Annotated in this window: 25 protein-coding genes and 1 tRNA gene; 10 read left to right on the top strand and 16 right to left on the bottom strand. The window is 58.9% G+C overall.

The window, feature by feature from the left end; translation table 11 throughout:
- The first annotated feature begins 19 nt into the window (after positions 1 to 19).
- Both CDO35_RS00895 and CDO35_RS00890 read left to right on the top strand, forming a co-directional pair.
- On the top strand, positions 20 to 382 hold the full coding sequence (locus CDO35_RS00895) for a YciI family protein (protein ID WP_099522154.1): 363 nt from the start codon (positions 20 to 22) through the stop codon (positions 380 to 382).
- Between the two features lie 32 nt (positions 383 to 414).
- Positions 415 to 837, top strand: a complete 423-nt coding sequence (locus tag CDO35_RS00890) for a YybH family protein (protein ID WP_099522153.1) — start codon at positions 415 to 417, stop codon at positions 835 to 837.
- Between the two features lie 81 nt (positions 838 to 918).
- Here CDO35_RS00890 and CDO35_RS00885 read toward each other — a convergent pair whose 3' ends face one another.
- Complete coding sequence (locus CDO35_RS00885; RefSeq protein WP_099522152.1) at positions 919 to 1,455, bottom strand: tetratricopeptide repeat protein; 537 nt, start codon at positions 1,453 to 1,455, stop codon at positions 919 to 921.
- Positions 1,456 to 1,609: 154 nt separating this feature from the next.
- Here CDO35_RS00885 and CDO35_RS00880 point away from each other — a divergent pair, with 154 nt between their 5' ends.
- Positions 1,610 to 2,737: a M14 family metallopeptidase gene (locus CDO35_RS00880; RefSeq protein WP_099522151.1), complete on the top strand. Its 1,128-nt coding sequence runs from the start codon at positions 1,610 to 1,612 to the stop codon at positions 2,735 to 2,737.
- Positions 2,738 to 2,907: 170 nt separating this feature from the next.
- Here the strand turns inward: CDO35_RS00880 and CDO35_RS00875 are convergent, their stop codons facing one another.
- Positions 2,908 to 4,167 carry an OprD family porin gene (locus CDO35_RS00875; protein WP_099522150.1) on the bottom strand — a complete coding sequence of 420 codons (1,260 nt, stop codon included), beginning with the start codon at positions 4,165 to 4,167 and terminating at the stop codon, positions 2,908 to 2,910.
- 472 nt (positions 4,168 to 4,639) lie between these two features.
- Between CDO35_RS00875 and CDO35_RS00870 the strand changes: the two genes are divergently transcribed.
- Positions 4,640 to 4,993: a 5-carboxymethyl-2-hydroxymuconate Delta-isomerase gene (locus CDO35_RS00870; RefSeq protein WP_099522149.1), complete on the top strand. Its 354-nt coding sequence runs from the start codon at positions 4,640 to 4,642 to the stop codon at positions 4,991 to 4,993.
- On the opposite strand, the gene soxR is transcribed toward CDO35_RS00870, so the two are convergent.
- Positions 4,990 to 5,448: a redox-sensitive transcriptional activator SoxR gene (gene soxR / locus CDO35_RS00865; RefSeq protein WP_099522148.1), complete on the bottom strand. Its 459-nt coding sequence runs from the start codon at positions 5,446 to 5,448 to the stop codon at positions 4,990 to 4,992. The two genes, CDO35_RS00870 and soxR, sit on opposite strands and share 4 nt — an antisense overlap.
- Before the next feature lie 78 nt (positions 5,449 to 5,526).
- On the opposite strand from soxR, the gene CDO35_RS00860 reads away from it, so the two are divergent.
- Entirely contained in the window at positions 5,527 to 6,105 is a 579-nt protein-coding gene (locus tag CDO35_RS00860) for an NADPH-dependent FMN reductase (RefSeq protein ID WP_099522147.1), read from the top strand.
- A gap of 168 nt (positions 6,106 to 6,273) precedes the next feature.
- On the opposite strand, the gene gcvT is transcribed toward CDO35_RS00860, so the two are convergent.
- The 4 genes from gcvT to gcvH all read right to left on the bottom strand — a co-directional run bounded on the left by gcvT (position 6,274) and on the right by gcvH (position 12,231).
- A complete protein-coding gene (gene gcvT, locus CDO35_RS00855; protein ID WP_099522146.1) occupies positions 6,274 to 7,398 on the bottom strand; it encodes a glycine cleavage system aminomethyltransferase GcvT in 1,125 nt (374 codons plus the stop codon).
- A 65-nt stretch (positions 7,399 to 7,463) separates the two neighbouring features.
- On the bottom strand, positions 7,464 to 8,717 hold the full coding sequence (gene glyA / locus CDO35_RS00850) for a serine hydroxymethyltransferase (RefSeq protein WP_099522145.1): 1,254 nt from the start codon (positions 8,715 to 8,717) through the stop codon (positions 7,464 to 7,466).
- Between the two features lie 268 nt (positions 8,718 to 8,985).
- Positions 8,986 to 11,838: an aminomethyl-transferring glycine dehydrogenase gene (gene gcvP, locus CDO35_RS00845; RefSeq protein WP_099522144.1), complete on the bottom strand. Its 2,853-nt coding sequence runs from the start codon at positions 11,836 to 11,838 to the stop codon at positions 8,986 to 8,988.
- 9 nt (positions 11,839 to 11,847) lie between these two features.
- Entirely contained in the window at positions 11,848 to 12,231 is a 384-nt protein-coding gene (gene gcvH / locus CDO35_RS00840) for a glycine cleavage system protein GcvH (RefSeq protein WP_017361715.1), read from the bottom strand.
- A 332-nt stretch (positions 12,232 to 12,563) separates the two neighbouring features.
- Here gcvH and sodC point away from each other — a divergent pair, with 332 nt between their 5' ends.
- The gene (gene sodC / locus CDO35_RS00835) at positions 12,564 to 13,115 is read left to right on the top strand and encodes a superoxide dismutase family protein (protein WP_099522143.1); all 552 of its coding nucleotides are present in this window, start codon (positions 12,564 to 12,566) and stop codon (positions 13,113 to 13,115) included.
- A gap of 192 nt (positions 13,116 to 13,307) precedes the next feature.
- On the opposite strand, the gene CDO35_RS00830 is transcribed toward sodC, so the two are convergent.
- The gene (locus tag CDO35_RS00830; RefSeq protein ID WP_099522142.1) at positions 13,308 to 14,828 is read right to left on the bottom strand and encodes a sigma-54-dependent transcriptional regulator; all 1,521 of its coding nucleotides are present in this window, start codon (positions 14,826 to 14,828) and stop codon (positions 13,308 to 13,310) included.
- Between the two features lie 73 nt (positions 14,829 to 14,901).
- Here CDO35_RS00830 and CDO35_RS00825 point away from each other — a divergent pair, with 73 nt between their 5' ends.
- Positions 14,902 to 15,099 carry a hypothetical protein gene (locus tag CDO35_RS00825; RefSeq protein WP_021488394.1) on the top strand — a complete coding sequence of 66 codons (198 nt, stop codon included), beginning with the start codon at positions 14,902 to 14,904 and terminating at the stop codon, positions 15,097 to 15,099.
- Positions 15,100 to 15,286: 187 nt separating this feature from the next.
- Here the strand turns inward: CDO35_RS00825 and CDO35_RS00820 are convergent, their stop codons facing one another.
- The 3 genes from CDO35_RS00820 to CDO35_RS00810 all read right to left on the bottom strand — a co-directional run bounded on the left by CDO35_RS00820 (position 15,287) and on the right by CDO35_RS00810 (position 19,110).
- Positions 15,287 to 15,985: an endonuclease gene (locus tag CDO35_RS00820; RefSeq protein WP_099522141.1), complete on the bottom strand. Its 699-nt coding sequence runs from the start codon at positions 15,983 to 15,985 to the stop codon at positions 15,287 to 15,289.
- Between the two features lie 111 nt (positions 15,986 to 16,096).
- Positions 16,097 to 17,548: a high affinity choline transporter 1 gene (locus tag CDO35_RS00815; protein WP_092374237.1), complete on the bottom strand. Its 1,452-nt coding sequence runs from the start codon at positions 17,546 to 17,548 to the stop codon at positions 16,097 to 16,099.
- A gap of 428 nt (positions 17,549 to 17,976) precedes the next feature.
- Positions 17,977 to 19,110: a mechanosensitive ion channel family protein gene (locus tag CDO35_RS00810; protein ID WP_099522140.1), complete on the bottom strand. Its 1,134-nt coding sequence runs from the start codon at positions 19,108 to 19,110 to the stop codon at positions 17,977 to 17,979.
- Between the two features lie 440 nt (positions 19,111 to 19,550).
- Between CDO35_RS00810 and CDO35_RS00805 the strand changes: the two genes are divergently transcribed.
- Complete coding sequence (locus tag CDO35_RS00805) at positions 19,551 to 20,192, top strand: hypothetical protein (RefSeq protein WP_099522139.1); 642 nt, start codon at positions 19,551 to 19,553, stop codon at positions 20,190 to 20,192.
- A 77-nt stretch (positions 20,193 to 20,269) separates the two neighbouring features.
- Complete coding sequence (locus CDO35_RS00800) at positions 20,270 to 21,187, top strand: DUF4238 domain-containing protein (RefSeq protein ID WP_099522138.1); 918 nt, start codon at positions 20,270 to 20,272, stop codon at positions 21,185 to 21,187.
- Between the two features lie 28 nt (positions 21,188 to 21,215).
- On the opposite strand, the gene CDO35_RS00795 is transcribed toward CDO35_RS00800, so the two are convergent.
- A complete protein-coding gene (locus CDO35_RS00795; RefSeq protein WP_099522137.1) occupies positions 21,216 to 21,674 on the bottom strand; it encodes a hypothetical protein in 459 nt (152 codons plus the stop codon).
- Positions 21,675 to 21,878: 204 nt separating this feature from the next.
- Between CDO35_RS00795 and CDO35_RS00790 the strand changes: the two genes are divergently transcribed.
- Complete coding sequence (locus CDO35_RS00790; protein ID WP_099522136.1) at positions 21,879 to 22,850, top strand: hypothetical protein; 972 nt, start codon at positions 21,879 to 21,881, stop codon at positions 22,848 to 22,850.
- A gap of 89 nt (positions 22,851 to 22,939) precedes the next feature.
- On the opposite strand, the gene CDO35_RS00785 is transcribed toward CDO35_RS00790, so the two are convergent.
- The 4 genes from CDO35_RS00785 to CDO35_RS00770 form a co-directional block, all read right to left on the bottom strand.
- Complete coding sequence (locus CDO35_RS00785; protein ID WP_099522135.1) at positions 22,940 to 24,433, bottom strand: reverse transcriptase domain-containing protein; 1,494 nt, start codon at positions 24,431 to 24,433, stop codon at positions 22,940 to 22,942.
- A 370-nt stretch (positions 24,434 to 24,803) separates the two neighbouring features.
- Positions 24,804 to 24,877: transfer RNA gene (locus CDO35_RS00780), tRNA-Gly, on the bottom strand.
- Between the two features lie 85 nt (positions 24,878 to 24,962).
- Positions 24,963 to 25,850 (bottom strand): alpha/beta fold hydrolase, encoded by an 888-nt coding sequence (locus CDO35_RS00775; protein ID WP_099522134.1) that lies wholly within the window; start codon positions 25,848 to 25,850, stop codon positions 24,963 to 24,965.
- A 393-nt stretch (positions 25,851 to 26,243) separates the two neighbouring features.
- Entirely contained in the window at positions 26,244 to 26,936 is a 693-nt protein-coding gene (locus CDO35_RS00770) for a pseudouridine synthase (protein ID WP_099522133.1), read from the bottom strand.

Raw genomic sequence — 26,936 nt, 5'->3', positions numbered from 1 at the left:
CGAGGAACTGGAGCGCGCCATGAAATACCTCTGCCTTGTTTACGCCAACGAACAGGAGTTGCACAGCTCCCCCAACAGCCCGCATGACAGTGAGTGCCACGCCTACGCCCAGCGTGTGCAGGAAAGCGGGCGCATGCTTGCCGCCGAGGCGTTGCAGTCGGTACAGAGCGCCACCACGGTGCGCATGCGTGGCGGCAAGCTGGCCATCACCGATGGCCCTTTCGCTGAAACCAAGGAGCAGCTCGCCGGCTTCTATCTGATCGAGGCACGGGATCTCAACGAGGCCATCCAGCTGGCCGGAGATATTCCTGCCGCTCGTGTCGGCTGCGTGGAAGTGCGGCCGGTTCGCCAACTGGATGTCGACCCGGCTGCTGGCCATTGAGTCACCTAATCCACGCACGAAGGAAAATCGATATGAGTCAGCATGAACTGCAAGATGCACTGAACAGTTGGACCGACGCCTGCCGCAGCAAGGATGTGGCGCGCATCATGGGTCACTACGTGGAAGGCGTGGTCGCCTACGATGCCGTGGGGCCGCTGCGCTTCCAGCGGCGTCCGGCATACCAGGCGCATTGGCAGGCCTGCATGGAAATGTGCAGCGGCGAAGGGCGTTTCGAACCGCACGAGCCGACGTTCACCTCCGACGGCGATCTAGGCGTCACTCATTACCTGCTGCACTGCGGCGGCACCAATGACAAGGGCGAGCTGGAAACCTGCTGGATGCGTGTGACTCAGTGCCTGCGTCGCCAAGGCGGCCGCTGGCTGATCTTTCACGAGCACTTCTCCGCGCCTTGCGATATGGAAAGCGGCAAGGCGCTGTTCGACCTGCAGCCCTGATAACCCGTTCAAAGCCTGCTGCGCGTTGGCCATGCTGAGTTGTAACAGGGCTCGCGCGCGAGTTGGCTCTGCGGCAACGAGTTACTGACGACCCAGCGCCGTGCAGGAGAGCTCGTAGTTCTGCTGGCAGGCACTCTGGTACAGGCGCTGGGCCTGGTCGGGGTCACGTGCTACGCCGCCTTCACCGCGTCGGTAAAGGTTGCCCAGCACATGCTGCGCCATCGGGTTGCCCGCAGCGGCTGACTGGTTGAGGTACTTGAGCATGTCGCGCTGGTTGGCGAGCTCCGGTGCGTCACGCCCGGTATAGAGGTAGGCAAGACTGACCGCAGCCATGGAGTGACCCTTGTCTGCGGCCTGCTTCCACCAGTACTCGGCTTGCTTGATGTCCTTTTCCGGCTGGCCGACGAAGTAGCTGCTGCCGAGCTGGAACTGGCTTTCCAGATCACCGCGTTGGGCCTGCTGGCGCAGTTGGTCTTGTTCGGTCTGGGTGATGGGCTGGTCGACCTGCGGCTGTTCTTCCGGCGCGGTGGAGTCGGGTTCACGCCCGGCGCAGCCCGCCAGTAGCGCAAGGGCGAGCAGGGCGGTGGTGGCGTGACGCAGGTTGATCGGGCTAGGCATGGCAGAAACTCCGTAGGCGAGAAACAGGGCAAGTCGCTATTAGGCTGACCCTGGCCACCATAGTTCGCTGTCGTTGATCGGTCTGTCGCGGTGCGACTTCACACTCGCGCCATGAGCTGCAATCCTGAGCGCTGATTTCGCTTACGAGGCAGTCATGAAAATCAGTGCGGATTTCGACAGTGGCAATATCCAGGTCATCGACGCCAGTGACCCGCAGCGCGTCTTGCTGGCCATGCGCCCGGACCTCAACAGCCACCATTTCCAGTGGTTTCACTTTCAGGTCGAGGGCCTCCAGCTGGGGCAACGCCACGGCTTCAACCTGACCAATGCCGGGCAGTCGGCCTACAACCGCGCCTGGGACGGTTACCAGGCCGTGGCCAGTTACGACCAGCGGGACTGGTTTCGCGTGCCGACCCGCTATCAGGACGGCCAGTTGCACTTCGAGTTGCAGGCCGAGCATGAGCGCGTCTGGTTCGCTTATTTCGAGCCCTACCCGCGAGCGCGGCATGAACGTTTGATTGCCAACGCGCTGGAGCGCGGCGCTGAATTGGTGGCCAGCGGCAGAAGTCTGGAAGGCCGTGATATCCAGTTGCTACGTATCGGTGGCCAGACGGGCGCGCCGCGCAAACTGTGGATCATCGCCCAACAACATCCGGGCGAGCACATGGCCGAATGGTTCATGGAAGGGCTGATCGAGCGCCTGCAGAATCCGCAGGATGCCGAGGTTGTCGCCTTGCTGCGCGAGGCCGAGTTCTATCTGGTGCCGAACATGAACCCGGACGGCGCCTATCGCGGTCACCTGCGCACCAATTATGCCGGGCAGGACCTCAATCGTGCCTGGCAGTCCGCCAGCTCCGAGCGCAGCCCCGAGGTGCTGTTCGTGCTGCAGCATATGCAGCGTATTGGCGTCGACCTGTTCCTCGATATTCATGGCGACGAGGAAATTCCTCATGTGTTCACCGCCGGTTGCGAGGGCAATCCGGGCTACACCCCACGGCTGGCAGCGTTGGAAGAAGACTTCCGCAGTCGTCTGGTTGCTATCGGCGCCGAGTTCCAGACCCGCTTCGGTTATCCGCGTGATGAGCCGGGCCAGGCCAACCTGACCCTGGCCTGCAACGCCGTTGGCCAGGCCTTCGATTGCCTGTCGTTCACCATCGAGATGCCGTTCAAGGACCATGACGATAGCCCGCAGCCACGCACCGGCTGGAATGGCGCGCGCTCGCAGAAGCTGGGGCAGGATGTGTTGACCGTGTTGGCGCAGATGGTCGGGCGTTTGCGCTGAAACTGCGCGTGCCGGCTGCTGGCGTGTAAGCCGGTGCGCACGGCGCACCCTACGAGTTGACATCGCGTAGGGTGCGTCAAAGTTGGTAGGCAAAAAAAGCCCGTCACAAGGACGGGCGTAAAGTGCCGTTAACACACAGGAGTCAATAGGACGCAGTGATGCGTCCGGTATTACAGAATCGATAGCGGATAGTTGATGATCAGGCGGTTTTCGTGCAGATCCTGGCCAACGTCACGGCGGACGTTGGAATTACGCCAGCGCACGTTCAGGTTCTTCAGAGTGCCTTCCTGGATGGTGTAGGCCAGCTCGGTCTCACGGCTCCACTCTTCGGCATCGGTGCGGCCGCCAGCGTGGATGTTGGAGCCGCTGGTGTAGCGGTTCATCAGGGTCAGGCCCGGAATGCCGAGGCCGGCGAAGTTGTAATCATGACGCAGCTGCCAGGAACGCTCCTCGGGGCTGTCGAACGCCGACAGGAAACCGTCGTTGACCAGCGAGCCGCCGCTGGCGCCGTCGATACGCAGGAACTTGGTATCACCGCTCAGTCGCTGGTAGGTGACCTGGAAGGTGTTGTTACCCCTCTTGGCCGACAGCGCACCCTGATAGACCTTGTTGTCCAGGTCGCCGGCCTTGGCCGCGCCTTCGTCCTTGCCGTTGAAGTAGCCAAGGTTGGCGCCTAGTACCCAGTCACCGACAGGCTGGCTGTGGGTCAACTGCAGGAAGCTTTGCTGATACACGTCTTCTAGGCGGGCGTGCCAGACGCCGACCATGGTGTTGTTGCCGTTGAAACGGAACTCACCACCACCGAAGTTGAAGTCATCGCCTTCTACGCCGTTGAACGACATGTCTTCACGGCTGGCATCGTGACGCTGGCTGTTCTTCCAGAACTGGCCGCCATACAGGGTCAGGCCGTCGATCTCGCTGGAAGTCAGCTGGGCGCCCTGGAAGGTTTGCGGCAGCGAACGACCGTCGTCAGCGCGCAGGATCGGCAGCACGGCGAACCACTCGCCAACCTTCAGTTCGGTCTTGGAGAGCTTGGCCTTGGCAGCCACGGCGGTACGGCCGTACTGATCAGCGGCCTGGCCGTCATCGTGGATCGGCATCAGTTGGGTGTTGGCGGCGCCACGGTTGCCGTCCAGCTTGATGCTGTAAAGGCCGAGCACATCGAGACCGAAGCCGACTGTGCCCTGAGTGAAACCGGAGCGGGCATCGAGGATGAAGTTCTGAGTCCAGCCTTCGGCCTGGCCCTGGCGCTCACCGCGGATCACAGGGTCGGTGCCGTTCAGGTAGTTACGGTTGAAGTAGTAGTTGCGCAGGCCGAGGGTGACCTTGGCGTCTTCGACGAAGCCGGCAGCGTGCGTGGCGGTCGGCATAACCAGGGCCAGAGCCGTGCTGCCGAGCAGGGCCAATGGAATGATGTTGCGTGCGGTCATTGTTGTTGTGCTCCCAGTTTTTGAACGAAGCATCCCCTGCCGGTCTGCATCAGGACCGGCATGATGGGAATGTTGTGTTTGCCCTTGGAGGGCGATAGCCCGGCCGAACGCGGCCGGTCATTGCTGGTGGCTGACGTCAGCCTCCGGCGAATCCGGTGCTATGGCGTGTGGCAACGATGGGGGGCGAGCAGGCGAGGGGCTGCAGCGCTGAGGGAGAGGCGAGGACAGTCATGTTATGGCCCTGATTATTGTTGTTATCGTTGTCATATGTCGTCATACAACTTTCCAGATTATCGACAGCCTTTTTGTCGCTTGTCAACGTATGGCTAGACGAAAGTCTGAATGGTATTTCCCCGTGTAGCGGCGCTATCGGCGATGAAGCGAGCGTTCAGTGCCGAACCGGTAAACCATCTGGTATCGAATTTGTTGTGTGATAACGTATGACAAATTCACTTACATCAAGGGTTTATCCATGCCGCATTGCCTGATCGAAGCCGCCCTCGAGGTGAGTGAGCTGATCGCGCCGCAGGAGCTGGTGCAACTGGTGCATGACCAGGCGGCTGCCACGGGGTTGTTCCAACCCGGCGAGGTCAAGGTGCGCCTGAGTTTGTACGAGCACCACTGCGTCGGCGGCGAGCAGGGAATGTTCGTGCACTTGATCTTCTACGTGCTGGCCGGGCGCAGCGATGACGACAAACGGGCGCTGTCGCGGCGCGTCGTGCGCGCACTGGTCGAGCGCCTGCCGCAGGTGCCGGCGATCTCCCTGGATGTGCGCGACATCCGCCGCGAGGTGTTCAGCAACAGGCGCAATTGCCTGGACGATTAATCCGTTTCGAGCAAACGCGCGCCAGCACCCTGTGCGCCGAGTTCGTCGCTGGGGTTGCGCAGTGGGCAGTCCTGCATCGACAGGCAACCGCAACCGATACAACCGGTAAGCTGGTCGCGCAGTCGCGTCATTTGCTCGATGCGCGCGTCCAGATCGCGCTGCCATTGCGCCGACAGTTGCTGCCAGTCCGCTGCCGTGGGTATGTGATCGCAAGGCAGTGTGCTCAGCGCCACACCGATATCGGCCAAGGGAATGCCCAGGCGCTGCGCCACCTTGATGAGCGCGACGCGGCGCAGCACATCACGCCGATAACGCCGCTGATTGCCTGCATTGCGCTGGCTGTGGATCAGCCCCTTGGTCTCGTAGAAGTGCAGCGTGGAAACCGCCACGCCACTGCGCTCGGCAACCTGGCCGACAGTCAGTGGGCGCTCGTGGAAGGAGCGGTGCGTGTCCATGGAAAATTCCTGTTGACCTAAAGTTAAGTTGAGGTTTTACCCTCGCAGGCCTTGATCGACAACACCGAGGGTATTTCCATGCAGGACCGCATCCGACTGGTACTGATTTACGGCAGCGTGCGTGAAGAGCGTTTCTGCGACCAGGTGGTGGCCTGGGCGCGGGAACAGATCGAGCAGCGCAGCGAATTCGAGCTGAGCCTGGTCGACCCGGCCGTGATGTTTCGCCAGCCCGGCGAGGCGCAGGAGCTCGCCGCGCAACGCCATCAGTCGCTGCAGCAGTTGCTGCGTGCCGATGCCTTTCTGATCGTCACCCCGGAGTACAACCACGGCTACCCGGCGGCGCTCAAGCAGTTCATCGACGAGGTGCCGGCATCCTGGGAAGCACGGCCGGTTGGGTTTGTCAGCTATGGCGGGGTGTCCGGCGGGCTGCGCGCGGTGGAGCAACTGCGTCAGGTGCTGGCGGAGTTGCATGCGATGACAGTGCGTAGCTCTGTGTGCTTCACCAATGCCTGGGAGCAGTTCGATGAGCAGGGCCAGTTGAGCGAGCCACGGCACGCCAACTCGGCGTTGGCGCATACGCTGGTGCAGTTGAACTGGTGGGCGCAGACGCTGCGCGCCGGACGCGAGCGGGTGCCTTACGAGCGGATCAGGGGGTAGAAACGATGTAGCCCGGATGCAATCCGGGAGCTTTTCAGGGCATCCGCGGATTGCATCCGGGCTACGAGATTGGCGGTGCGTAGGGCGGGTACAACCCGCCAGATCCATACGGCGGGTTTCACCCGCCCTACGCCATTGCCCTTTCCCTCGAGCGGGAAAGTGAGGAAATCAGCCGCGGTAGTAGCGCTGCGGCACGAACGGGGTCTTGGCCACTTTCATCGCCACGCGCTTGCCGCGCACCACGGCCCAGACGTCGCTGTCGATGGCGGCGTGGCTGGCGTTGACGTAACCCATGGCCACCGGCGCACCGAGGGTCGGGCCGAAGCCGCCGCTGCACACCTGACCAATCACCTGGCCGTCGGCATCGACGATTTCCGCGCCTTCACGCACCGGTACACGCTCCTGCGGCAGCAGGCCGACGCGCTTGCGCGCCACGCCTTTTTGCTGTTGCTCGAATACACGCTCGGCGCCCGGGAAGTTGCCGGCACGCTCGCCGTCAGCGCGGCGCACCTTGGAGATCGCCCACAGCAGGCTGGCTTCGATCGGCGTGGTGGCGCTGCTCATGTCGTGGCCGTACAGGCACAGGCCGGCTTCCAGGCGCAGCGAGTCACGTGCCCCCAGGCCGATAGCCTCGACTTCCATTTCGGCCAGCAGGCTGCGCGCCAGGGCTTCGGCCTGATCGACGGCGACGGAAATCTCGAAGCCGTCTTCGCCGGTGTAGCCGCTGCGGCTGACGATGCATTCGCTGCCCAGCAGGCGCACACGGGCGACCTGCATGAAGGTCATCTTGCTCACTTCAGGGGCCAGGCGGGCCAGCACGTCGACCGCTTTCGGGCCTTGCAGGGCGAGCAGGGCGCGCTCTTCGAACAGGCACTCGATCTGGCACTGCTCGCCGATGTGTTTCTTCAGGTGGGCCAGGTCCTGATCCTTGCAGGCGGCATTGACCACCAGGTACAGGGTGTCGTCACCCAGGTTGGCGACCATCAGGTCGTCGAGGATGCCGCCCTGGGCATCGGTGAACATGGCGTAGCGCTGCGTGCCCACCGGCAGGTCGATGATGTCCACCGGCACCAGGGTTTCCAGAGCGCGCGCGGCATGCTCGCCACGCAGCAGGATCTGGCCCATGTGCGAGACGTCGAACAGGCCGGCGGCGTCGCGGGTGTGCAGGTGCTCCTTCATCACGCCCAGCGGGTACTGCACGGGCATGTCATAGCCGGCGAAAGGCACCATGCGCGCGCCGAGTTCGAGGTGCAGGGCGTGCAGCGGAGTCTTGGCGAGAGTTTCAGTGGTCATGTCGATTTCCTGTTGGGTGCGTCGCACCGGTTGGGGCCGCCGAGCGGCCCGTGGTCAGTCGGGTATCAGTCAGCGTAGACCGGGTAGGTGGCGCACAGGTCGGCGACCTGGCCGCGCACGCGCTCGATCACGGCCGGGTTTTCCAGGTCGTCGAGGATGTCGCAGATCCAACCGGCGAGGGTGCGGCATTCGCCTTCCTTGAAGCCGCGAGTGGTCACCGCCGGGGTGCCGATCCGGATGCCGGAGGTGACGAACGGCGACTGCGGGTCGTTCGGCACGGCGTTCTTGTTCACGGTGATATGGGCATCGCCCAGCGCCGCGTCGGCCGCCTTGCCGGTCAGGCCCTGCTTGACCAGGCTGATCAGCATCAGGTGGTTGTCGGTACCGCCGGAAACCACGTCATAGCCACGCTCGACGAACACCGAGGCCATGGCGCGGGCGTTGTCGATCACTTGCTGCTGGTAGGTCTTGAAGCCCGGCTCCAGCGCCTCCTTGAAGCACACCGCCTTGGCCGCGATCACGTGCATCAGCGGGCCGCCCTGGGCACCGGGGAAGACGGCGGAGTTGAGCTTCTTCTCGATCTCCTCGTTCTTGCGCGCCAGGATCAGACCGCCACGCGGGCCACGCAGGGTCTTGTGGGTGGTGGTGGTTACGACGTCGGCGAACGGAACCGGGTTGGGGTACAGGCCGGCCGCGACCAGGCCGGCAACGTGAGCCATATCGACGAACAGCAGCGCACCAACCTTGTCGGCGATGGCGCGGAAACGCGGGAAGTCCAGCACGCGCGAGTAGGCCGAGAAGCCGGCGACGATCATCTTCGGCTTGTGCTCCACGGCCAGGCGCTCGACTTCGTCGTAGTCGATCAGGCCGTTCTCGTCGATGCCGTACTGCACGGCGTTGTACAGCTTGCCCGAGGACGACACCTTGGCGCCGTGAGTCAGGTGGCCGCCGTGGGCCAGGCTCATGCCGAGAATGGTGTCGCCAGCATTGAGCAGCGCGAGGTACACGGCGCTGTTGGCCGAAGAGCCCGAGTGCGGCTGGACGTTGGCGTAGTCGGCGGCGAACAGCTGCTTGGCGCGTTCGATGGCCAGCGCCTCGACCTTGTCCACATGCTCGCAACCACCGTAGTAGCGCTTGCCCGGATAGCCTTCGGCGTACTTGTTGGTCAGGCCGCTACCTTGCGCCTGCATGACGCGCTGGCTGCAGTAGTTCTCCGAGGCGATCAGCTCGATATGGTCTTCCTGGCGCTGTTCTTCGGCCTGGATCGCCGCGAGCAGGGCGTCGTCATAGCCTTGCAGTTGGTCGTGCTTGCTGAACATGGTGAGGCCCTCTTTATCGTTTTTCTCGGGATGAAGTCAGCCCGCCCCGATGAGGGGGAGCCGAAAGAAACTGGATGAAGCGAAGAACGGTTCCCTCTCCCCTCGGGGAGAGGGTTAGGGAGAGGGGGCTGCGTAGACAACCGCTTTACCCTCTCCCCCGGCCCCCGCTCCGCGCCCCAGCCCTTCGCAGAGCTCAGGGCGCTCAAGCGGGCGAAGCGGTGCTTCGCTTTTTCCGCTATCGCCCCACAAGTGGGAGAGGGGAGGTTTATTACGCGTCCTGATACGCCTCGATGGACGGGCAGGCGCAGACCAGGTTGCGGTCGCCGTAGACGTTGTCCACGCGGCCAACCGGCGGCCAGTACTTGGCCTCGATCAGGCTGGCGACCGGGTACACGGCCTGCTCGCGGCTGTAGGCGTGATTCCACTCGCCAACCAATTCCAGGGCGGTGTGCGGGGCGTTCTTCAGCGGGTTGTCGTCCTTGTCCAGACGGCCTTGCTCGACCGCGCGAATTTCCTCGCGGATGGCGATCATGGCGTCGCAGAAGCGATCCAGCTCTTCCTTGGACTCGCTCTCGGTCGGCTCGATCATCAGGGTGCCGGCAACCGGGAAGGACATGGTCGGGGCGTGGAAGCCGAAGTCGATCAGGCGCTTGGCCACGTCGTCGACGCTGATGCCGCTGCTGTCCTTGAGCGGGCGGATGTCGAGGATGCACTCGTGAGCCACCAGGCCGCCTTCACCGGAGTACAGCACCGGGTAGTGCTCTTCCAGGCGACGGGCGATGTAGTTGGCGTTGAGAATGGCCATCTGCGACGCACGCTTGAGGCCGTTGCCGCCCATCATGGTGATGTACATCCAGGTGATCGGCAGGATGCTGGCGCTGCCGAACGGCGCGGCGCTGACGGCACCTTCCTTGCGTGCCATGTGCGCATGGCCCGGCAGGAACGGCGCCAGGTGCGACTTGACGCCGATCGGGCCGACGCCCGGGCCGCCACCGCCGTGCGGGATGCAGAAGGTCTTGTGCAGGTTCAGGTGCGAGACGTCGCCGCCGAACTGGCCCGGGGCGCAGAGGCCGACCATGGCGTTCATGTTGGCGCCATCGATGTAAACCTGGCCGCCGTTGTCGTGGATGATCTGGCAGATCTCGCGGATGCCTTCCTCGAACACACCGTGGGTGGACGGGTAGGTGATCATGATCGCAGCCAGGCGATCCTTGTGCTCTTCGGCCTTGGCCTTCAGATCGGCGATGTCGACGTTGCCGCGTGCGTCACAGGCGGTTACCACCACGCGCATACCGGCCATGGAGGCGGTCGCCGGGTTGGTACCGTGGGCCGATTGCGGGATCAGGCAGATGTCGCGCTGATCGTCGCCACGGCTCAGGTGATAGGCACGGATGGCCAGCAGACCGGCGTACTCGCCCTGGGAACCGGCGTTAGGCTGCAGCGACACGGCGTCGTAACCGGTGGCGGCGCAGAGCATGGCTTCCAGCTCAGTGGTCAGCTGGGTGTAACCCGCAGCCTGCTCGACCGGAGCGAAGGGGTGCAGGTTGCCGAATTCCGGCCAGGTGACCGGGATCATCTCGCTGGCAGCGTTGAGCTTCATGGTGCAGGAGCCTAGCGGGATCATGCTGCGATCCAGGGCCAGGTCCTTGTCGGCCAGCTTGCGCAGGTAGCGCATCAGCTCGGTTTCGCTGTGGTAACGATTGAACACTTCGTGCTGCAGGATCGCCGACTGGCGCAGCAGGCCTTCTGGCAGGCGGCTGGCGATCTGTGCAGCCAGGTCGCTGACGGCAGGGGCGGCCTGGTCAGCGGCGAACAGGTTCAGCAGCGCCTCGACGGCGGCTTGGTCAGTGGTTTCGTCCAGCGACAGACCTAGACGCTCGGCGTCGATCTCGCGCAGGTTGATGCCGGCAGTACGGGCCTTGGCATGCAGCTCGGCGGTCTTGGCGCCGGTCTTGATGCTCAGGGTGTCGAAGAAGTGCTGCTGCTCGACGCTGTGGCCCAGCTTGGTCAGGCCCAGGGCGAGGATGGCGGTGAAGCTGTGCACGCGCTGAGCGATCTCGGTCAGGCCTTTCGGGCCGTGGTACACGGCGTACATGCTGGCAATGTTGGCCAGCAGCACCTGGGCGGTACAGATGTTACTGGTGGCCTTCTCGCGGCGGATGTGCTGCTCGCGGGTCTGCATGGCCAGGCGCAGGGCCGGCTTGCCGAAGCGGTCGACCGACATGCCGACCAGGCGGCCCGGCATGTCGCGCTTGAACGCGTCGCGGGTGGCGAAGTAGGCAGCGTGCGGGCCACCGAAACCCAGCGGCACACCGAAGCGCTGGGCGCTGCCCAGGGCGACGTCGGCGCCGAACTCGCCCGGCGGGGTGAGCAGGGTCAGGGCCAGCAGGTCGGCGGCCACGGCCACCAGGGCGTTGGCGGCGTGGAAACGCTCGACCAGAGCGCGGTAATCGAAGATGTCACCGTTGCTTGCCGGGTACTGCAGCAGGGCGCCGAAGTAGGCGCTGGCGTCAGTGATGGCGGCTTCGTCGCCGACTTCGATATCGATGCCCAGCGGCTCGGCACGGGTGCGCAGTACGTCGAGGGTCTGCGGGTGGCAGTGCTGGGACACGAAGAAGGTGTTGGCGGCCTTGTTCTTCGACAGACGCTTGCAGAAGGTCATGGCTTCGGCAGCAGCGGTGGCTTCATCCAGCAGCGATGCGTTGGCGATCTGCATACCGGTGAGGTCGCTGACCAGGGTCTGGAAGTTCAGCAGCGACTCCAGGCGACCCTGGGAGATCTCCGGCTGGTACGGGGTGTAGGCGGTGTACCAGGCCGGGTTTTCCAGCAGGTTGCGCAGGATTGGGCTCGGCGTGTGGGTGCCGTAGTAACCCTGGCCGATGTAGTTCTTGAACTGCAGGTTCTTGGCGGCGATGGCCTTGATCTTGGCCAGGGCGTCGGCTTCCGACAGGCCCGGCTGCTCGCCGAGGATGCTGGTGCCCTTGATGCTCTCGGGGATCACCGCACCGGTCAGCGCGTCGACCGAATCGTAGCCGAGCAGTTCGAGCATGGCGGCGGTGTCGGCATCGCGCGGGCCGATGTGGCGGGCGATGAATTCGTTCTGGGTATCGAGCTTGGTCATGGCGGTCACTCAGGCGTCGGCGTTGGCGTTCAGCAGGCGATCATAGCCGGCCTTGTCCAGCAGGTCGGCCAGCACGGCGTTGTCGGCCAGGCGCATGCGGAAGAACCAGGCCTTGTCCAGCGGCGACTCGTTGACCAGCTCCGGGCTGCCTTCCAGGTCGGCGTTGATTTCGACGATCTCGCCGTCCAGCGGCATGACGATATTGCTGGCGGCCTTGACCGACTCCAGCACGGCCACTTCCTCGCCCTGGGCGTAGGACTTGGCTTCCGGCAGTTGCACATACACCACGTCGCCGAGCGCGTCCTGGGCGTAATGGGTGATGCCGACGGTAACCAGACCATCGTTGTCCAGACGCAGCCATTCGTGATCGGCGGTGAAACGCAACTCGCTCATGTCAAATCCTCAGGGGTAATGGTGTCCGCTTCTAGGTGGCGGGCAGGTTGCGGGAGCGTTTGCAATGCCGGTGCCAATGTATAAATAGTCAATAAAATCAGTTACTTAACTATATTTATGGTGGTTGTATACAGTCCTCTGGAACGATATCGCTACGAAACCGGGCGTCGCAAATGGAAAAGTTGAAGTCGCACCAGACACGGCGCGGCTTTCGTCCGATTGTTGCTTAATCGTTACGGTGTAATGATATCGATACGTCATCTGGCTGGAACCGCTTAAGGGCATTGGGGTCGGTAACTGGGAGGCTTTATAAACAAGGAGATAGACCGACCATGAGACCCCTGATCCCCCTGGCATTCGCACTGCTCGGCGCCACCAGTCTGCAGGCTAGCGAGACGGTCACCGTGACCCTCGAACAGGCCACCGAAAACGGCACAGGCGCGCCTGTCGGCACCGTGACCATCAGCCAGTCGCCCTATGGGCTGGTGTTTACTCCCGATCTTCAGGGCCTGGAGCCGGGCGCGCATGGCTTTCACGTACACACCGAGGCCAACTGCAATGCAGCCGAAGTGGACGGCAAGCTGACACCGGCCGGCGCAGCAGGCGGCCATTGGGACCCGCAGAACGCTGGCCGCCACGGTTTCCCCTGGGAAGACGATGCCCATCTCGGCGACCTGCCGGCGCTGCTCGTCATCGAGGATGGCAGCGCCAGCCAGCCGGTGCTGGCACCGCGACTCAAGCGTCTGGAAGACCTGCATAACCGCTCGCTGATGATTCACGCCGGCGGCGACAATCACGCCGATCATCCGCAGCCGCTGGGCGGCGGTGGGGCGCGTGTAGCCTGCGGTGTGATCAAGGTGCCGACCAGCACCACGCCGATCTGACTCAACGCCGAGAACCGTAGGGTGGGTTAGCGGCGCCAATAGGTGAGCTTTCAGACACTGCGGTCGTGGTGCGCCGCGTAACCCACCGAGCGATATTCCGCTTTGCGCCAATGGTGGGTTACGGCGCATCTGACCCTGCGGGGTGGTCCGTACTCAAAACAAGCGCCTAACCCACCCTACGGAGCGAGTGCGTCAGTGCTTGCCCGGTATCCCGTACTTGCGCAGGCGCTTGGCGATGGCGGTATGCGAGGTGCCCAGGCGCGCGGCCAGCTGGCGGCTGGAAGGGTGGCTGTCGTAGAGCTTTTCCAGCAGCGCCTTCTCGTACTCGTCCATGGCCTGTTCCAGGCTGGCGACTTCCCCTTCCACCCTCGGCGCCACTTCGGTGCCGGCGATATCCAGGTCGTCCATCTCTACCCAGTTGCTGTCGCAGATGGCAGCGGCGCGGAAGATCACGTTCTGCAACTGACGCACGTTGCCCGGCCAGCGCCCGGCCAATAGCGCCGGGAAGGTAGCCGGCGCCAGGCGGCAGGGCAGGCGCTGGATCTGCGCGCAGGCCTGGGCCATGAAATGCTGGGCCAGCAGCAGGATGTCCTGGCCACGCTCGCGCAGCGGCGGCACTTCCAGGTTGAGTACGTTGAGGCGGTAGAACAGGTCTTCGCGGAAGCTACCTTCGGCGACCATCTTTTCCAGGTCACGGTGGGTGGCGCTGAGGATGCGCACGTCCACCTTCACCTCGCGGTCGCCACCGACGCGGCGGAAGCTGCCATCGCTGAGAAAGCGCAGCAGCTTGGCCTGCAGATAGGGCGACATCTCGCCGATCTCGTCGAGAAACACCGTGCCCTGGTTGGCCAGCTCCAGCAGCCCCGGCTTGCCGCCGCGCTGGGCGCCGGTGAAGGCACCGGGGGCGTAGCCGAAGAGCTCGCTCTCAGCCAGGTTCTCTGGCAGGGCGGCGCAGTTAAGCGCCAGGAAAGGCGCAGTGCGGCGCACGCTGACGGTGTGGCAGGCGCGTGCCACCAGCTCCTTGCCGGTACCGGTTTCGCCGTGGATCAGCAGCGGCGCATCGAGCGACGCCACGCGCAGCGCGCGAGCCTTGAGGGCACGAATCGGTGCCGACTCGCCCAGCAGAGAATCGAAGCCCTCGGCATGATCATGATGCAGTGCAGCCAGGCGCTGACCCATGCGGCTCGGGGCATAGAGGGTGAGCAGGCCGCCGGTCAGGCGACCGTCTTCGGTGATCGGCTGGGCATCGAGCAGCAGCGGCTGACCGGCGAAATGCACCTCGCGCAGCGGCTGATGAAAACCTGCGGCGAGTAGCGATTGCTGCAACGCGTCATCGGCGAACAGCGCGGCGATGCTCAGGCCTTCGGGCGGGCGGTTGCACATGTCCACCAGTGCCGGGTTGGCCAGCAGCACGGTGGCGCGGTCATCCACCGCCAGTACCGGGTCGGGCATGGCCGCGAGCAGCGCATCGAGCTGCAGGCGGCGGCGCTGGCCGGGCAGAATGTCCACCACCTCGACACTCTGCACACCGCGCACCTGCAGCAGCGCGCCGCGCAGCTCCTCGAGCACGGCAGCGCTCAGGGTCGGTGCGTCGATATAGACGTTTGGCGGTACCATCTCCACCGCATCGAGGTTCAGATTACGCCCGCCAAGCAGCGCCAGGACTTCCTGGGTGATGCCGACGCGGTCGATGAAACTGACGTGGATGCGCATTGATGACGGTCGAAATGGGCGAACAGGCGGCGATTATGCCTGCTCTGCTCGATATGAGGAAAAGGGCTGCACCGTGAGCACAGAAAAACCGAGCCGCGCCGACTACCACCGCGAGCACCAGGCCCGCGCCGAAGCCGAGGCCCAGCGCCTGTTGGCGCGCAAGGCCGAACTGCAGGGGCGCTGGCTGCCCTGGGTGGCTCAGGAGCTGTACCAGCTCAGCCCTCCGGAATTCGCCAACATGGTGCGTCGCGAGTTGCAGCGCTTTTCGTAGGCCGGATGCAATCCGGGGACTGTTTGAAATATGCCAAAGCTGTCGCGGCTAAAGCCCCTCCCACAAGTCTCCCGCACCTGTGGGAGGGGCTTTAGCCGCGACCCGTAGGGTGCGCTGCGCGCACCAGCCTTACTGCCGTTGGTGCGCACGGCCTAGGCGGCCCCGCGACACCCTACGTGAAGCCGTCCTACGCCCGCTTGCGCGCACAGCGGCTCATATCCACCTTGCCCACATAGGGGTTGCCCCAGCCCATCACGCACGCCACCTGCTGGTTGCGCTGCTGCTCCCAGACCTTCGGCGGGTAGGCCTTGCTCCAGGCTTCGTAGAGCTGCCGGTCCTGTTTCGACAGGCGCAGCTTGTAGCGGTCGGACATGTAGAAATAGGTGCGCGCGATCATCCCGCGAATGGCCGGGCGCGGCATCACCTTGCGCGCCTTGAAGTCCACTACTGTCTCGCAACGGCCGTATTGATGCGGTTTCTGTGGCAGCCAGGCGAAGCTGTAGTTGCTGCGATCACCATTCACCTCGCCGATGCTCGGCACCAGGTTGTGCAGGTCGGCCTCGGCCCTGCGGAACTGCATATCGTTGGCCGCGCAGTTCTTGCGCCCGCCTTTCTGCCAGCACTGGCGCTGATGGCCGATCACCCAGGCCGGGACGATATGTTCCCACTCGATGCGCTGGGCGCGATTGGCGTTCTTGCGTGGCGTGTAACCACAGGAGCGCAGATCGACCCGATTGCCGCTGTACTTGCAGCCGCAATAGAACTCGGTGGATTGCTGCTCATACAGCGGCCAGGCCAGGCGCTTGGCCTCGGCGAAAGTGGCGGGTGCGGCGTGCAGGGAAAGGGCTGTGAAACAGCAGAGCAGGGGCAGTAGACGTCGAATCATGGGGCGGCAGGTTAGCCGTCACTGCCACGCTTGTGAAGAAGGAAAATTCAGGTTTTTCAAAGGCTTATATGGTGGCAAAGCGCCCTTCTCGAAAGAGAAGGGCGCCTTTGCTCAGGCGTTGGCCGAGGCGGTGATGGCTTGCACGCTTTCGCCGCGGTGACGGCTGAACTGCGGCAGCAGCGAGCCGATCAGCATGCCCGCCAGGCTGATCAACAGACCGGCCAGCTGCGGTGGCCAGAAGTCGCTTTCCTGGTAGGTCAGCTCCAGGGCAACCCAACTCGACAGGCCAAGGATGATGGCCAGCAGCGCACCTTGGGTGGTCGCACGTTTCCAGAACAGGCCGGCGAACAGCGGCACCACGGCGGCTACCAGGGTCACCTTGTAGGCGTTGCCGACCATCTCGTAGATGCTCGCCGTCGAGTTCAGGGCGAAGATCGACGTGGCGATTGTCATCGCCACCACGCTCACGCGCATGGCCAGGAGGAACTGGCGGTCACTCATCACGGGCACGAAGTTCTTCAGGATGTTCTCGGTGAAGGTCACCGACGGTGCCAGCAGGGTGCCAGAGGCAGTGGACATGATCGCCGACAGCAGCGCACCGAAGAACATCACCTGGGCGAACAGCGGAGTGCGCTCCATGATCAGGTGCGGCAGGATCATCTGCGCGTCCTCGGCCAGCCACTTCTGCACCATCGCCGGGTCGATCAGCGAGGCCGCGTAGGTGAGGAAGATCGGCAGCATGCAAAACGACAGGTAGAACACCGCGCCTGCCATCGAGGCGCGCGCGGCGATGTTCTCGGTCTTGGCCGACATCACGCGGGCGTACACGTCCTGCTGCGGAATGGAACCGAGCATCAGTGTCACCGCCGCCGCGATGAAGGCGACGATATCCCGTGGCTCGAAGGCATGCATGAAGGTGAACTTGCCCTCGGCCGCTGCGTGGCTGATCACCACGTCGGCGCCGCCGGCCATGTCACCAATCAACCAGGTCAGATAGCACAGGCCGGCGACGATGATGATCATCTGCATGAAGTCGGTCAGCGCCACCGACCACATGCCACCGAACAGGGTATACAGCAGCACGATGGCAGTGCCGATTAGCATGCCCTGGGTGGTGGTGATCGAGCCATCCGAGAGCACGTTGAACACCACGCCCAGTGCGGTCAGCTGCGCGGCAACCCAGCCCAGGTAGGACCCGATGATTACCAGGCTGGTGAGTATCTCCACCTGCGGGCCGTAGCGCTTGCGGAAGAAGTCGCCGATGGTCAGCAGGTTCATGCGGTACAGCGGGCGGGCGAAGATCAGGCCCACCAACATCAGACAACCGAAGGAGCCGAACGGGTCCTCGATGATGCCGGCGAAGCCTTCCTCAATGAAGGTGGCCGGGATACCCAGCACCGCTTCTGAGCCGAACCAGGTCGCGAACACCATGGCTGCGACCAGGGGGAAGGACATGCTCCTGCCGCCGGCGGCGAAATCCTTGGAGTTTTTGACGCGAGTGGATGCATAGACGCCGACACCGACAGTGAACAGCAGGTAGATCGCAACAAACCAGATCAGCATTGGATGAATACCAGTGGCTCGCCCGTCGTCCGGCGTGGGCAGTGCCCGCTAGGCCGCCCGGACAGACAGCATTATTGTTTTCATGGCGCGTCCCAGCTGGCGCGCGATCCCACTCAGGCGCTCGCCATGCCGGGTTCGCGGCCACCTGCCGCAACGGGCGAGCAGTCTGCCAAAGCCGTAAAATATGTCAAACAGATAAAGGCTTGTTCAGCGGAAAAAATGATAAACGATAGGCCTGTAAAGTGTTTAAGGCACTGAGATCAGGCGCTCCGAGGTTTTATGCTTATCGCTGTTGTGGATATTTTACGAATATGCTTCATCGCCAGCTCTAATATTCGCTGTAATGACGTCAGGCGCTAACGGCGTTGTGTAAGAGGCGGGAGAGGCTCTTTTGTTCGCCTCGCCCCCTTGGCGTAACGACGGTTGTGCTAGCTGAAGCGTGGCAGGCGGCCATCGCTGGTGCTTTCGTTAGCCTCGGCCGGTTGCGGCAGGCCATCGACCTTGAGTACCGGCATCCTCTCGCCCACCAGGCGCAGATCGCGGCGGGGCAGGGCGAAGCGCACGTCCAGCTCGCGCAGGGCATCGAGCAGTTGCAGGTTGATCTCCTGCTGAATGTCCATGTACTGGTTGTAGTCCGAGGTCAGCACGATATACACCACCTCGAAGGTCAGCTGACTTTCATCGAAGCCGAGAAAATGTGCGCGGTCGAAGCGGGCCTGGGGCGTGGCGCGGATGATATCGCCTACCTTTTCCGACACCTGGCGCACCTTGGCGCTGGGCGTGTCGTAATTGATGCCGAACTTGAAGACGATGCGGCGGGTGTTCATGCGCTTGTAGTTATGCACGATCTGGCGCAGCAGATCGGCGTTGGCGCACACCACCTGCTCACCGCTGAGGCTACGAATACGCGTGGTCTTCAGACCGATATGCTCGATGGAGCCGGCGACTTCGCCGAACACCACGAAATCACCGATCTCGAACGGCTTGTCGACGCCAATCGATAGTGACGCGAACACATCGCTGAGCACCGTCTGCACCGCCAGCGCCACGGCGATACCACCGACACCCAGGCTGGCCACCAGCGCGGTGATATCCACCCCCAGATTGGCCAGGATCGACAGCAGCATCACCGACCACACCACGATCAGAATCATGATGCTGATGATGGTGGTCATCACCGGGTTGTAGCTGCCGCCGCTCTTGCCTACCACCAGGCTGCGCGACCACAGGCGCACACCAGTATCGACCCACAACGCTACCTGCAGGGCTAGGGCGACGAACCAGGTATGGCTCAGCGCGCTTTGCCAGGCGAGCGGCAAGTCCGCCAGACGCAACGCCAACAGCAGGGAAAACGCCAACAACAGCACGCGGCTGGTGCGGCCGATGACCATGGCGATGAAGTGTGACCAACTGCTCTCCTGGTCAGCAGACCCGGCCTTCAGACGCTTGTGCAGGGTATTCACCAGGGTACGCAGCACGCTGTAGATCAGCGCCGTGGCGACCAGAACAATCGCCACGTTGAGCCAGACATCGCGTTCAAGCCAGATATTCCACTGTTCCATCGCCAGGGGCCTCCAGAAAAAAAGACATATACGGTTCTGGTGGCGTTGGGAGGCAGAAGTTCCGGGGAAATGGGTGAGTGGTCAGGATGACTTTAACCCGGAGGAGGAGAGGCCGTGGCAGTAAGTAAAAACTGGAGTAGTAAAACGAAAAAGCCCCGTCAATGATGACGGGGCTTTTTCTTTGCTGTCTGGAGCGGGTGATGGGAATCGAACCCTTTTCAGAGTCTGGCTGTGATCTGCAAAACCCGGCTTTACTGGCCTTGCAGCCTGCCCAAGACGGCATTTTTCCGCTATCTCTTGCAGTGTCTTCGACACTTTTTCGACACGGGCGCTAGACATGTTTAGCTGCTATGGCTAGCTTCTGGCCACCAGTCCTTGGTGTGTCGTTTTTTCGACATCGCTAGGCTGCCAGGTTCGAATATCAATATGAGAGGCGCCTCATGAAGTTCGGAACAATCGAGCCGGCTACCATTCTTAGTTATGGCGTAATTGGGCTGGGTTTCTTGCTGGCGTTACTTGCCTACTTTCTGCTGCTGCAGGAGCAGCATACGAAAGAGCCACGAGAATCTATTCTTGCAGCAATCAATAGGTTTATGATTTTTTCGCTTGTTCTGGCCGGGCTTGGTTTAACAAGTGAGGTGGTAAGGTCTTTCTTCAATCAAAAGCCTACTCCAGATCCCGGCGCTGTGGTGAACTTTGATGACTATTTGGCCGATTTGCGCAATTCCTATGCTCATGCTTCAAGGCCAGAGAGTTTCAAACGAGGAACACTTACCGTGCTAGGTCAAGGAATTCTGAGGTTCAATTTGCCGAGTGGTACTTGTAAGCGCTATTTGGCCGTGGCGCAGCCCCCGAGCGAAATAGACCTTTCGTGGATGAGTAGTGGGCCAGGGGCAAGTGCTGTTCGAGTTGAGTTGTCTGGGTCGGAAAACTTCAAAACCGGTACCATCTGCACTGACGAAAAGCCTGGCAGTGAAGCGGAAATGGGGTTGGTTATAAAAATTCTCAAGGGTTCCGGAGAATATGCCATTGAAACATACTTCCTCAGTCAGCGTATCTATGATGATTCGCTATCTCAGTAGTACATGATAAAGAGTGGATTTATTTCTTCCGGTAAAGGATTCTCTCCTCATATTATACTTATCTCCAGTGGGGTCTCATGAGTAAACCTATAAGTCATCATTACCTGCCTAGAGGTATTCTTAAATCATTTTGTTACGGGAAAAAAGAAAAGCTTTTCTTTTATAGTAAAGATAACGGTATGGGTGAGCATCCGTCAGGCTTAAGAGGGTTGGCTTGTATAAATAAATTTTACGATTATAAGGGGCAGAATAAATCTCTTGAGGTGGATTTGTTTAATAAGATTGATAGCGATGCTGCAATTATAGTTAGAAAGATTCTGCTGAGCGAGCGTTTGCCCATTCTCGATGCGGTTGAGATGGAAGGGATTGCAATTTATGTAGCCTCGCAGATATGTCGAGTTCCATATGTGTTGGATGCTTTGAAAAGACTTGCAGAGGGGTTTGTTGATGATGTGTCGAGCGATTTCAAGATATTCGATGGTGACGTGAAAAGTTTCTTTTTGGAACATGTCAAGCCTAGCTCGGAGCTTTATAAAGAAATTTTATTAAAGAAAAGAATGACAGTTTTTAGGTCGGACGATGATAGGTTTATTATTGGCGATAATCCTGTAGTTTTTTTTGACCATGGTAATGTAGTGGTTCGTGATAAGTATTCGTCTGCAATAAGTGCAAAGGTGTTTATGCTGCCTATTTCACCATCTAGTGTACTGGTTTTTTATGATGAAGATGCCTATGGTAACTTGCAAGTCTATTTGAGTCAGTGTAATAGGTGGCAATTTATTAATGCGGTGGATAAGGTTTTTAGTGGTTCTGAGGCACTGTTGTTGGCGGGGGAGAAGCAATATTATAAGGATGCTTACGAGTATGTTGTGGGTATTGATCCAGGGTATGTAAAGCATTATGGCATAGTTAAAGGGGATAGAATTCGTGTGGCTCTGCCTCGCATTGCTTTTAAGGGGGAAGCACGGAACGTTTTGCGTGATATGATTAGGTAGCTTCTTATGGTGGCTTTTTTTAGTGTGGTTACTTGAATGTGCCAATTTTTGAATGGGCGTGTACGGTTTCTTTCTTTCTCATCCAGAGAGTGACAAGTACCCAGTAATCACTAGCTCTTAGGTTGACTATTTCCATTCCCGCTTCGAGGTTTTTGATTATTAGCTTCTCCCCTGAGCGAATATTTCTATTGATGGGGCGAAAGCTGTTAACTGATTTGAAGTTCCAGCCACCATTGTCGGTGGCGTATACGTAGGCGACTTCAACACTTTCTATGTGTCTGGTTTTTGAGTGTTTTGGATTGTTTACGATCTGCAGCTCGTCGAGCCTTGTGTAGATAAGGCTCTTTCCCGCTAGCGCTCGACCTTTCCCTGTTACTTTGAAAGCCCATTCGTCATGGGCTTGTCCGACATAGAAGGCTACTTCTTCGGCTGCCTTGGCCTGCGTGACTGCGATCAGGCACAGGATGGTGCATATCAGTTTCTTCATGGTGTACCGAGCTCCTTTCGGGCATACCAGCGCCTAGCTGCTTCCTGGGTGATCGCTATCCCGCGTTGGGTTGGCTCAAGTTTCTGTTGGCTTCGTCATAGGCCGGGCTCGAAAAGGGGACAGATTTATTTTCAGGCTGATTGCGCTGCGCCATAAATAAATCTGTCCCCTTTTTTGACCTTTTTGGATCTGCATGGATATTGTGTGGGGATTCCTCAGAATCTGTCCCATTTTTTTGATTTTTTTGCAATCGCCCTGATCTGCTTAGGTGAAATTATGATTGAGGTCGAATTTTATTGTGATGAGGCTGGTCGTCTTGGATATGTCGATAGCCCGGAAAAATACCGTGGTGAATTTACTCTTGTTGCTGGACTTATTGTTTCTGGGTACGTCATGCATGAGGTTGTTAGATTCTGTGATTATCTAAGTGATCGTTACAGGCTTTTGGAGGAGGGAGGTAAGTTTCATGTGGCTGATATGGGCGTGGGTCGGGAATTAATTCGTGAGGATGTTTTAAGCTTTATTAAAATGCATGATATTCCATTGGTATATGGCGCTAACTATTTTCAGCCGCTTTACCTGAGATACCTTGAGCTTAAGGAGAGTATTGAGTCCGCTGTTGTTAATATGAAGAGGCAAGGTGTCGGACTCTCCTCAAATATATCTAGGTTTACGATGAATGCTCAGGTTGAAGCTTTCTTTAATTTTTACAGCAAGGCTATGGGTTTTTCTTTGCACGTCCTTAATCAGCCTTTGTTAGGCTTGGTAAAGACAGATAGAGTTGATGATATGCTTTTTGATCAATATTCAAGATCAATAGAAAGGTATCATAATATAAATTCTAGGGGTATTTTGAAGGGGCGTCATTATCATTTTGAGACGCGTGAGGTAAGGAATTTTGGTGTGGAGGTAAATGTTAATGTTGATGCTGGTGATTTCAGGTTTAAATTATTGCAGGATAGCTCGGGTCGCGTTGAGATAGTTGATTCAAGTTTGTCGATTTTGGCTGACGTTGTCACCAATAGTTTAAATCATCACCTGAAACGGTATGTTTTAGAATCGGACTGCGGCCCATTGAATGGGCATGACGCCATTAAAGGTTATTTTTTGGCAAGCCAAGTTTGTGTTGCGGGGGAGAAAAGTATGGATTTAATTTATCCCTACCCAAAAAATTAATCAGTTAAAATGATCACATAGCCTAGCTGTGCGACTTTTGATCCATTATTAATTTCCCCTTGATGCTCTTTTTGACATGCTGCGTGCGATTAATAATATTCTAATGACTTAGCACTCATTACCTTCTCGATGCCATGGTTGAAGATTGCTAATTTCAATGCGGCATATAGAAGCGAGAGGCTTGGTACTTCAAGTAGTGGTTTTCTTTTTATGACTTGAGTTCTGTAGGTTGCCACAATGTCTTTTTTCTTGACGTTGAAAGGGAACATGTATTGGCGATTGAAATTGTGCTTTATTAAGAGTTTGCTTCGCTTTTGTACGGCTCGGTGGATTGCTGATACTAGCCAGCCGTCAAGTGCCTTTAGTTGCTCGGTGTTGTTTATCAAAGGGTAGTAGCTCATCAAGCCTTTGAAGCTAATTCTTTTTGTCTTGCCATTAAGGTAGTCTTGGATTTGTGCGATTGTAAGATTTCCGTATAGATATCTTCTTACTTCGCATATGGCTGCTAGTAAGGATTCATCTTTGCTGTTTGATGGTATTTTTACACTTTTCAAGTTTGAAGTGTTTAGTGGTTGTATAAGGTGTTTGAATAGAATGTATGAGATGTTTGATTTGATTTTGCTTACCGCTGACTCTTTGATTGAGACATAGTCCGTCGATAGCGAGTATCCCAGAAAGTCGAAATGACTTTTGGATGCTAACTCAGTTGGCATGCCCTTTGGTGCAAGAAGACTGATGCCCGCAGATTTCGAAGCGTTTATACGGATTCCGGTCTCCCTAGAAAATTCTTCTATGAGCGTGAAGCTTTCGCAAGCTTTCGAGTAATCAGGTGTCCATATGACTGTATCGTCCGCATAGCGAGCGAATTTTACACCGAGTCTTTCTAGCTTTTTGTCTAACTCCCAGCAAACCATATTAGCGAGGAAGAGAGATATAGATGTTCCCTGTGGGATGCCTTTTTTTCCATAAGATGTCAGAAAGGCATCTATGACCTTCTGATCAGTTTCACTTACCAGAAAGCCATTTCTGCTGAACTGGTTTCTAAGATAATCATGGCTGATAGATCCGAAAAAATCTGAGAAGTCAAATTCAGCGATAAAGAGTCTAGTGTATTGTTTGATATCAACATCAATATCTTGAATTGCGAAATGAACATTTCGGTCGTTACGGTACGCGTAAGAGAAGGAGCTAAAGCGATGTCTGTTCTTACCGAGGAGGCCTTTATAAAATAGGCGGGATATAGCGGTATCTGGAATTTCGTATTCAGAAATTACTCTGAATCCACCGCCTTTCTTAGGAACTTTCCGTTGATAAGCTGGGTTGGGCTGATACGTTCCAGATATGATTTTTTTTGTAATTGATCTGGCTATGTTGCCTGCGCGCCTGCGTACATAAAAAGGATCGAAAAGCCGATTGCTATTCCAAGACTCCGGGGTTTTGATGGTTTTGCGGAGTTTTAATCCTAGCCTTTCCCCTTTTCGGGTTAAATCTAGGTGTAGGAAATTGTGATATTCGTGAAATTCTCTGATTTTTTCTTCGGCTTGCTCGATTATTACTTGCTGTACTTTTTCTTGGAAGTCCATTTTGTACTCTCCTTATAACAAAAGGCCCAAGCAGTGCTCGGGCCTTCCACGGTGCCAACCTTGATAAAAGTAATTATCCGCACTCTTCTGTAAGGTTTGGGATTCGCCTTACAGCCATTTATGAGCATTAACCCATTTTAGGGGCACCGTTCTGTCCCTAAGACAGTGGCTCAAAGATATCATCGGCACCATTGCTGTACAACAATCCCGTAAACAGTACGTCTCCTGCTGCCGCTTCAAAACCGGCTAGTCGTTTACCACCTGACTGTAGCGCGCCATCTTTCCCGGCTCAAACCCTTGCGGTCAAGCCCTTCAAACGCTAGAAACGAAAAAGCCCCGTCAGTGATGACGGGGCTTTTTATAGGCTGTCTGGAGCGGGTGATGGGAATCGAACCCACGGCTCTAGCTTGGGAAGCTAGGGTATTACCATTATACGACACCCGCAGCGGGTGCCTTTATACCGGAACTCGATCTGAGAATAAAGCGCGGAGCAGGGCGATAGACGCATCCGCTCCGCGCTCGGTGCCCGTCATACCGCCATGGCCTGGAGGTCGCGCAGGTCGCCTTTGACTGGCAGTTGCAGGCGTTTGCTGGGGGCGTTGAAGAAGTCCAGCAGTACGCGTTGGCTCTGCAGCCAGGCGGCCTTGTGTTCCATGTCGAGGAAGTGGCCGGCATCGTCGATCACGGCGAACTGGGCGTGGTCGATGTGCTGGGCGAATAGGCAGGCGTCTTCCACCGAGGTGTATTCGTCACGGTCGCCGTTGACGAATATCAGCGGGATGTCGATGGCCTGCAGGCATTCCATGCTGCAGTGCGCCTCCATGCTCAGCACCTGTTTGATGTGCGCGTACATCTGCCGGTATTCGTGTTCATCCAGGGTGCTGACGTGCTTGTGGTTGAAGCGCTTGAACAGCGACGGCAGGTGCTTGCCGATGGTGCTGTTGACCAGCAGGGCGACGTTGTCGCGATCCACTGCGTTCAAGAAGCGCAGGCCCTTGTGCAGGTAGTCGAGCATCGGCACGTTGAGGATAGGCGAGAAGGAGCAGATGGCGGCCTTCTCCAGCGTCGCCGGGCGTTGGGCCAGGGCGAGCATGGAGGCGACACCGCCCCAGGAGAAGGACATCAGGTAGTTGGCACCGTAGAGGTCGATCAGGTGCAGCAGGATCGCCGCTTCGTCTTCCTTGCTGATGGGCGTGAAGTCGCTGTTGTAGGGCTTCGACTGGCCGGCATAGGGCAGGTCGAAAGCCACCACGTTGAACTGCGGCTGCAGGTATTTGATCGTTTGCGCGAACGAGGCGGTGGTCGCCAGAGAGCCGTTGACCAGGATGATGGTCTTGCTTGCTGCCGGATTGCCGTAGAACTCCGTGTGTACGTTGTGCTTCCTGTTGATCTCGACGACTGCGGTTTCTGGCCTCATGTCGTTTCCTCCTGGCGCAAGTGAGCAAGGCGAGCGGGCGACCGTTCGCGCTGGAATGAGCAGTTAGAAAAGCGCCTGAGCGTGACAGCATGATGTCAGGCTGGAGATTTTTATAAGTATAGGAATTTCAATCAGTTAGGATCGAAACAGGCGAGCGCTCCAGGCTTTTTCAGGGCCTTGGAGAGGGCGGTGTTACCAGGCAGGAATCCAGTCGGCGCAGAGCACCATCAACCGAAAAAACACTTTACTGTCTTTCTGTGACCGACTGGTCACCTGAAGACTTATGGTTCGATTCAAGCAGTTACCTTGCAGCCACGCAAGGGTGAGTCACATCTTTGTAGCCGATTGGCGATGCCGTTGGTCGGGTAGTCAGATTCAGACGCAGGGCGACGATCAAACGCTGGCGATTTCCGCATCCGTCAGTGCGCGGTATTGGCCGGGGGCGAGCTGTGGGTCGAGGACGATTTCGCCCATGCTTTCGCGGTGCAGGGTGACAACGCGATTGCGGAAGTGGCCGAACATACGCTTGACCTGATGGTAACGGCCTTCGAACAGGGTCAGCCGGGCTTGGTGGCTGCTCAATACATCGAGCTGGGCGGGCAGGGTGGTGAGGTCTTCGAAGGCGAAGTACAGGCCTTGGGCGAAGACCTCGGCGTATTCGGCGGTGATCGGCTGTTCGGTGGTGACGTGGTAGACCTTGGGCTTGCGCTGCTGCGGCTGGGTGATGCGCCGCGACCAGCGCCCGTCGTTGGTGATCAGCAGCAGGCCGCTGGTGTTCAGATCGAGGCGCCCGGCCAGGTGCAGGTCGTGTTTGTCCGGCTCGTTCAGCAGGTCGAGGACGGTGCGGTGTTCGTCGTGCTCGGTGGCGCTGACCACGCCGACCGGTTTGTGCAGCATCCAGTAGCGCGCGCTGCGCCCGGCTTGCAGCAGTTCGTCATCCAGCTCGACACGCTGAAAGTCGCGCACCTCATGGCGCGGGTCGTGTACCACGGCGCCGTCCACACGCAGGCGGCCGGCGCTGATCAGCAGGCGGCTGTCCTGGCGGCTGAAGCGGGGGAAGTTGCTGAGGAAGCGATCCAGGCGCAT

Source organism: Pseudomonas sediminis (assembly GCF_002741105.1).
Lineage (GTDB): Bacteria > Pseudomonadota > Gammaproteobacteria > Pseudomonadales > Pseudomonadaceae > Aquipseudomonas > Aquipseudomonas sediminis.
The sequence above is the reverse complement of the archived record's forward strand: the minus strand, read 5'-3'. Positions and strand labels throughout refer to the sequence as shown.

Coding starts and splice junctions, on each gene's coding strand:
- CDO35_RS00860 (WP_099522147.1), top strand. CDS start 5,527: ATGCAGGACCGCATCCGACTGGTACTGATTTACGGCAGCGTGCGTGAA.
- CDO35_RS00795 (WP_099522137.1), bottom strand. CDS start 21,674: ATGAAGAAACTGATATGCACCATCCTGTGCCTGATCGCAGTCACGCAG.
- CDO35_RS00875 (WP_099522150.1), bottom strand. CDS start 4,167: ATGACCGCACGCAACATCATTCCATTGGCCCTGCTCGGCAGCACGGCT.
- sodC (WP_099522143.1), top strand. CDS start 12,564: ATGAGACCCCTGATCCCCCTGGCATTCGCACTGCTCGGCGCCACCAGT.
- gcvH (WP_017361715.1), bottom strand. CDS start 12,231: ATGAGCGAGTTGCGTTTCACCGCCGATCACGAATGGCTGCGTCTGGAC.
- CDO35_RS00785 (WP_099522135.1), bottom strand. CDS start 24,433: ATGGACTTCCAAGAAAAAGTACAGCAAGTAATAATCGAGCAAGCCGAA.
- CDO35_RS00870 (WP_099522149.1), top strand. CDS start 4,640: ATGCCGCATTGCCTGATCGAAGCCGCCCTCGAGGTGAGTGAGCTGATC.
- CDO35_RS00810 (WP_099522140.1), bottom strand. CDS start 19,110: ATGGAACAGTGGAATATCTGGCTTGAACGCGATGTCTGGCTCAACGTG.
- CDO35_RS00805 (WP_099522139.1), top strand. CDS start 19,551: ATGAAGTTCGGAACAATCGAGCCGGCTACCATTCTTAGTTATGGCGTA.
- CDO35_RS00895 (WP_099522154.1), top strand. CDS start 20: ATGAAATACCTCTGCCTTGTTTACGCCAACGAACAGGAGTTGCACAGC.
- CDO35_RS00770 (WP_099522133.1), bottom strand. CDS start 26,936: ATGCGCCTGGATCGCTTCCTCAGCAACTTCCCCCGCTTCAGCCGCCAG.
- glyA (WP_099522145.1), bottom strand. CDS start 8,717: ATGTTCAGCAAGCACGACCAACTGCAAGGCTATGACGACGCCCTGCTC.
- CDO35_RS00885 (WP_099522152.1), bottom strand. CDS start 1,455: ATGCCTAGCCCGATCAACCTGCGTCACGCCACCACCGCCCTGCTCGCC.
- soxR (WP_099522148.1), bottom strand. CDS start 5,448: ATGGACACGCACCGCTCCTTCCACGAGCGCCCACTGACTGTCGGCCAG.
- gcvT (WP_099522146.1), bottom strand. CDS start 7,398: ATGACCACTGAAACTCTCGCCAAGACTCCGCTGCACGCCCTGCACCTC.
- CDO35_RS00815 (WP_092374237.1), bottom strand. CDS start 17,548: ATGCTGATCTGGTTTGTTGCGATCTACCTGCTGTTCACTGTCGGTGTC.
- CDO35_RS00820 (WP_099522141.1), bottom strand. CDS start 15,985: ATGATTCGACGTCTACTGCCCCTGCTCTGCTGTTTCACAGCCCTTTCC.
- CDO35_RS00800 (WP_099522138.1), top strand. CDS start 20,270: ATGAGTAAACCTATAAGTCATCATTACCTGCCTAGAGGTATTCTTAAA.
- CDO35_RS00880 (WP_099522151.1), top strand. CDS start 1,610: ATGAAAATCAGTGCGGATTTCGACAGTGGCAATATCCAGGTCATCGAC.
- gcvP (WP_099522144.1), bottom strand. CDS start 11,838: ATGACCAAGCTCGATACCCAGAACGAATTCATCGCCCGCCACATCGGC.
- CDO35_RS00830 (WP_099522142.1), bottom strand. CDS start 14,828: ATGCGCATCCACGTCAGTTTCATCGACCGCGTCGGCATCACCCAGGAA.
- CDO35_RS00890 (WP_099522153.1), top strand. CDS start 415: ATGAGTCAGCATGAACTGCAAGATGCACTGAACAGTTGGACCGACGCC.
- CDO35_RS00775 (WP_099522134.1), bottom strand. CDS start 25,850: ATGAGGCCAGAAACCGCAGTCGTCGAGATCAACAGGAAGCACAACGTA.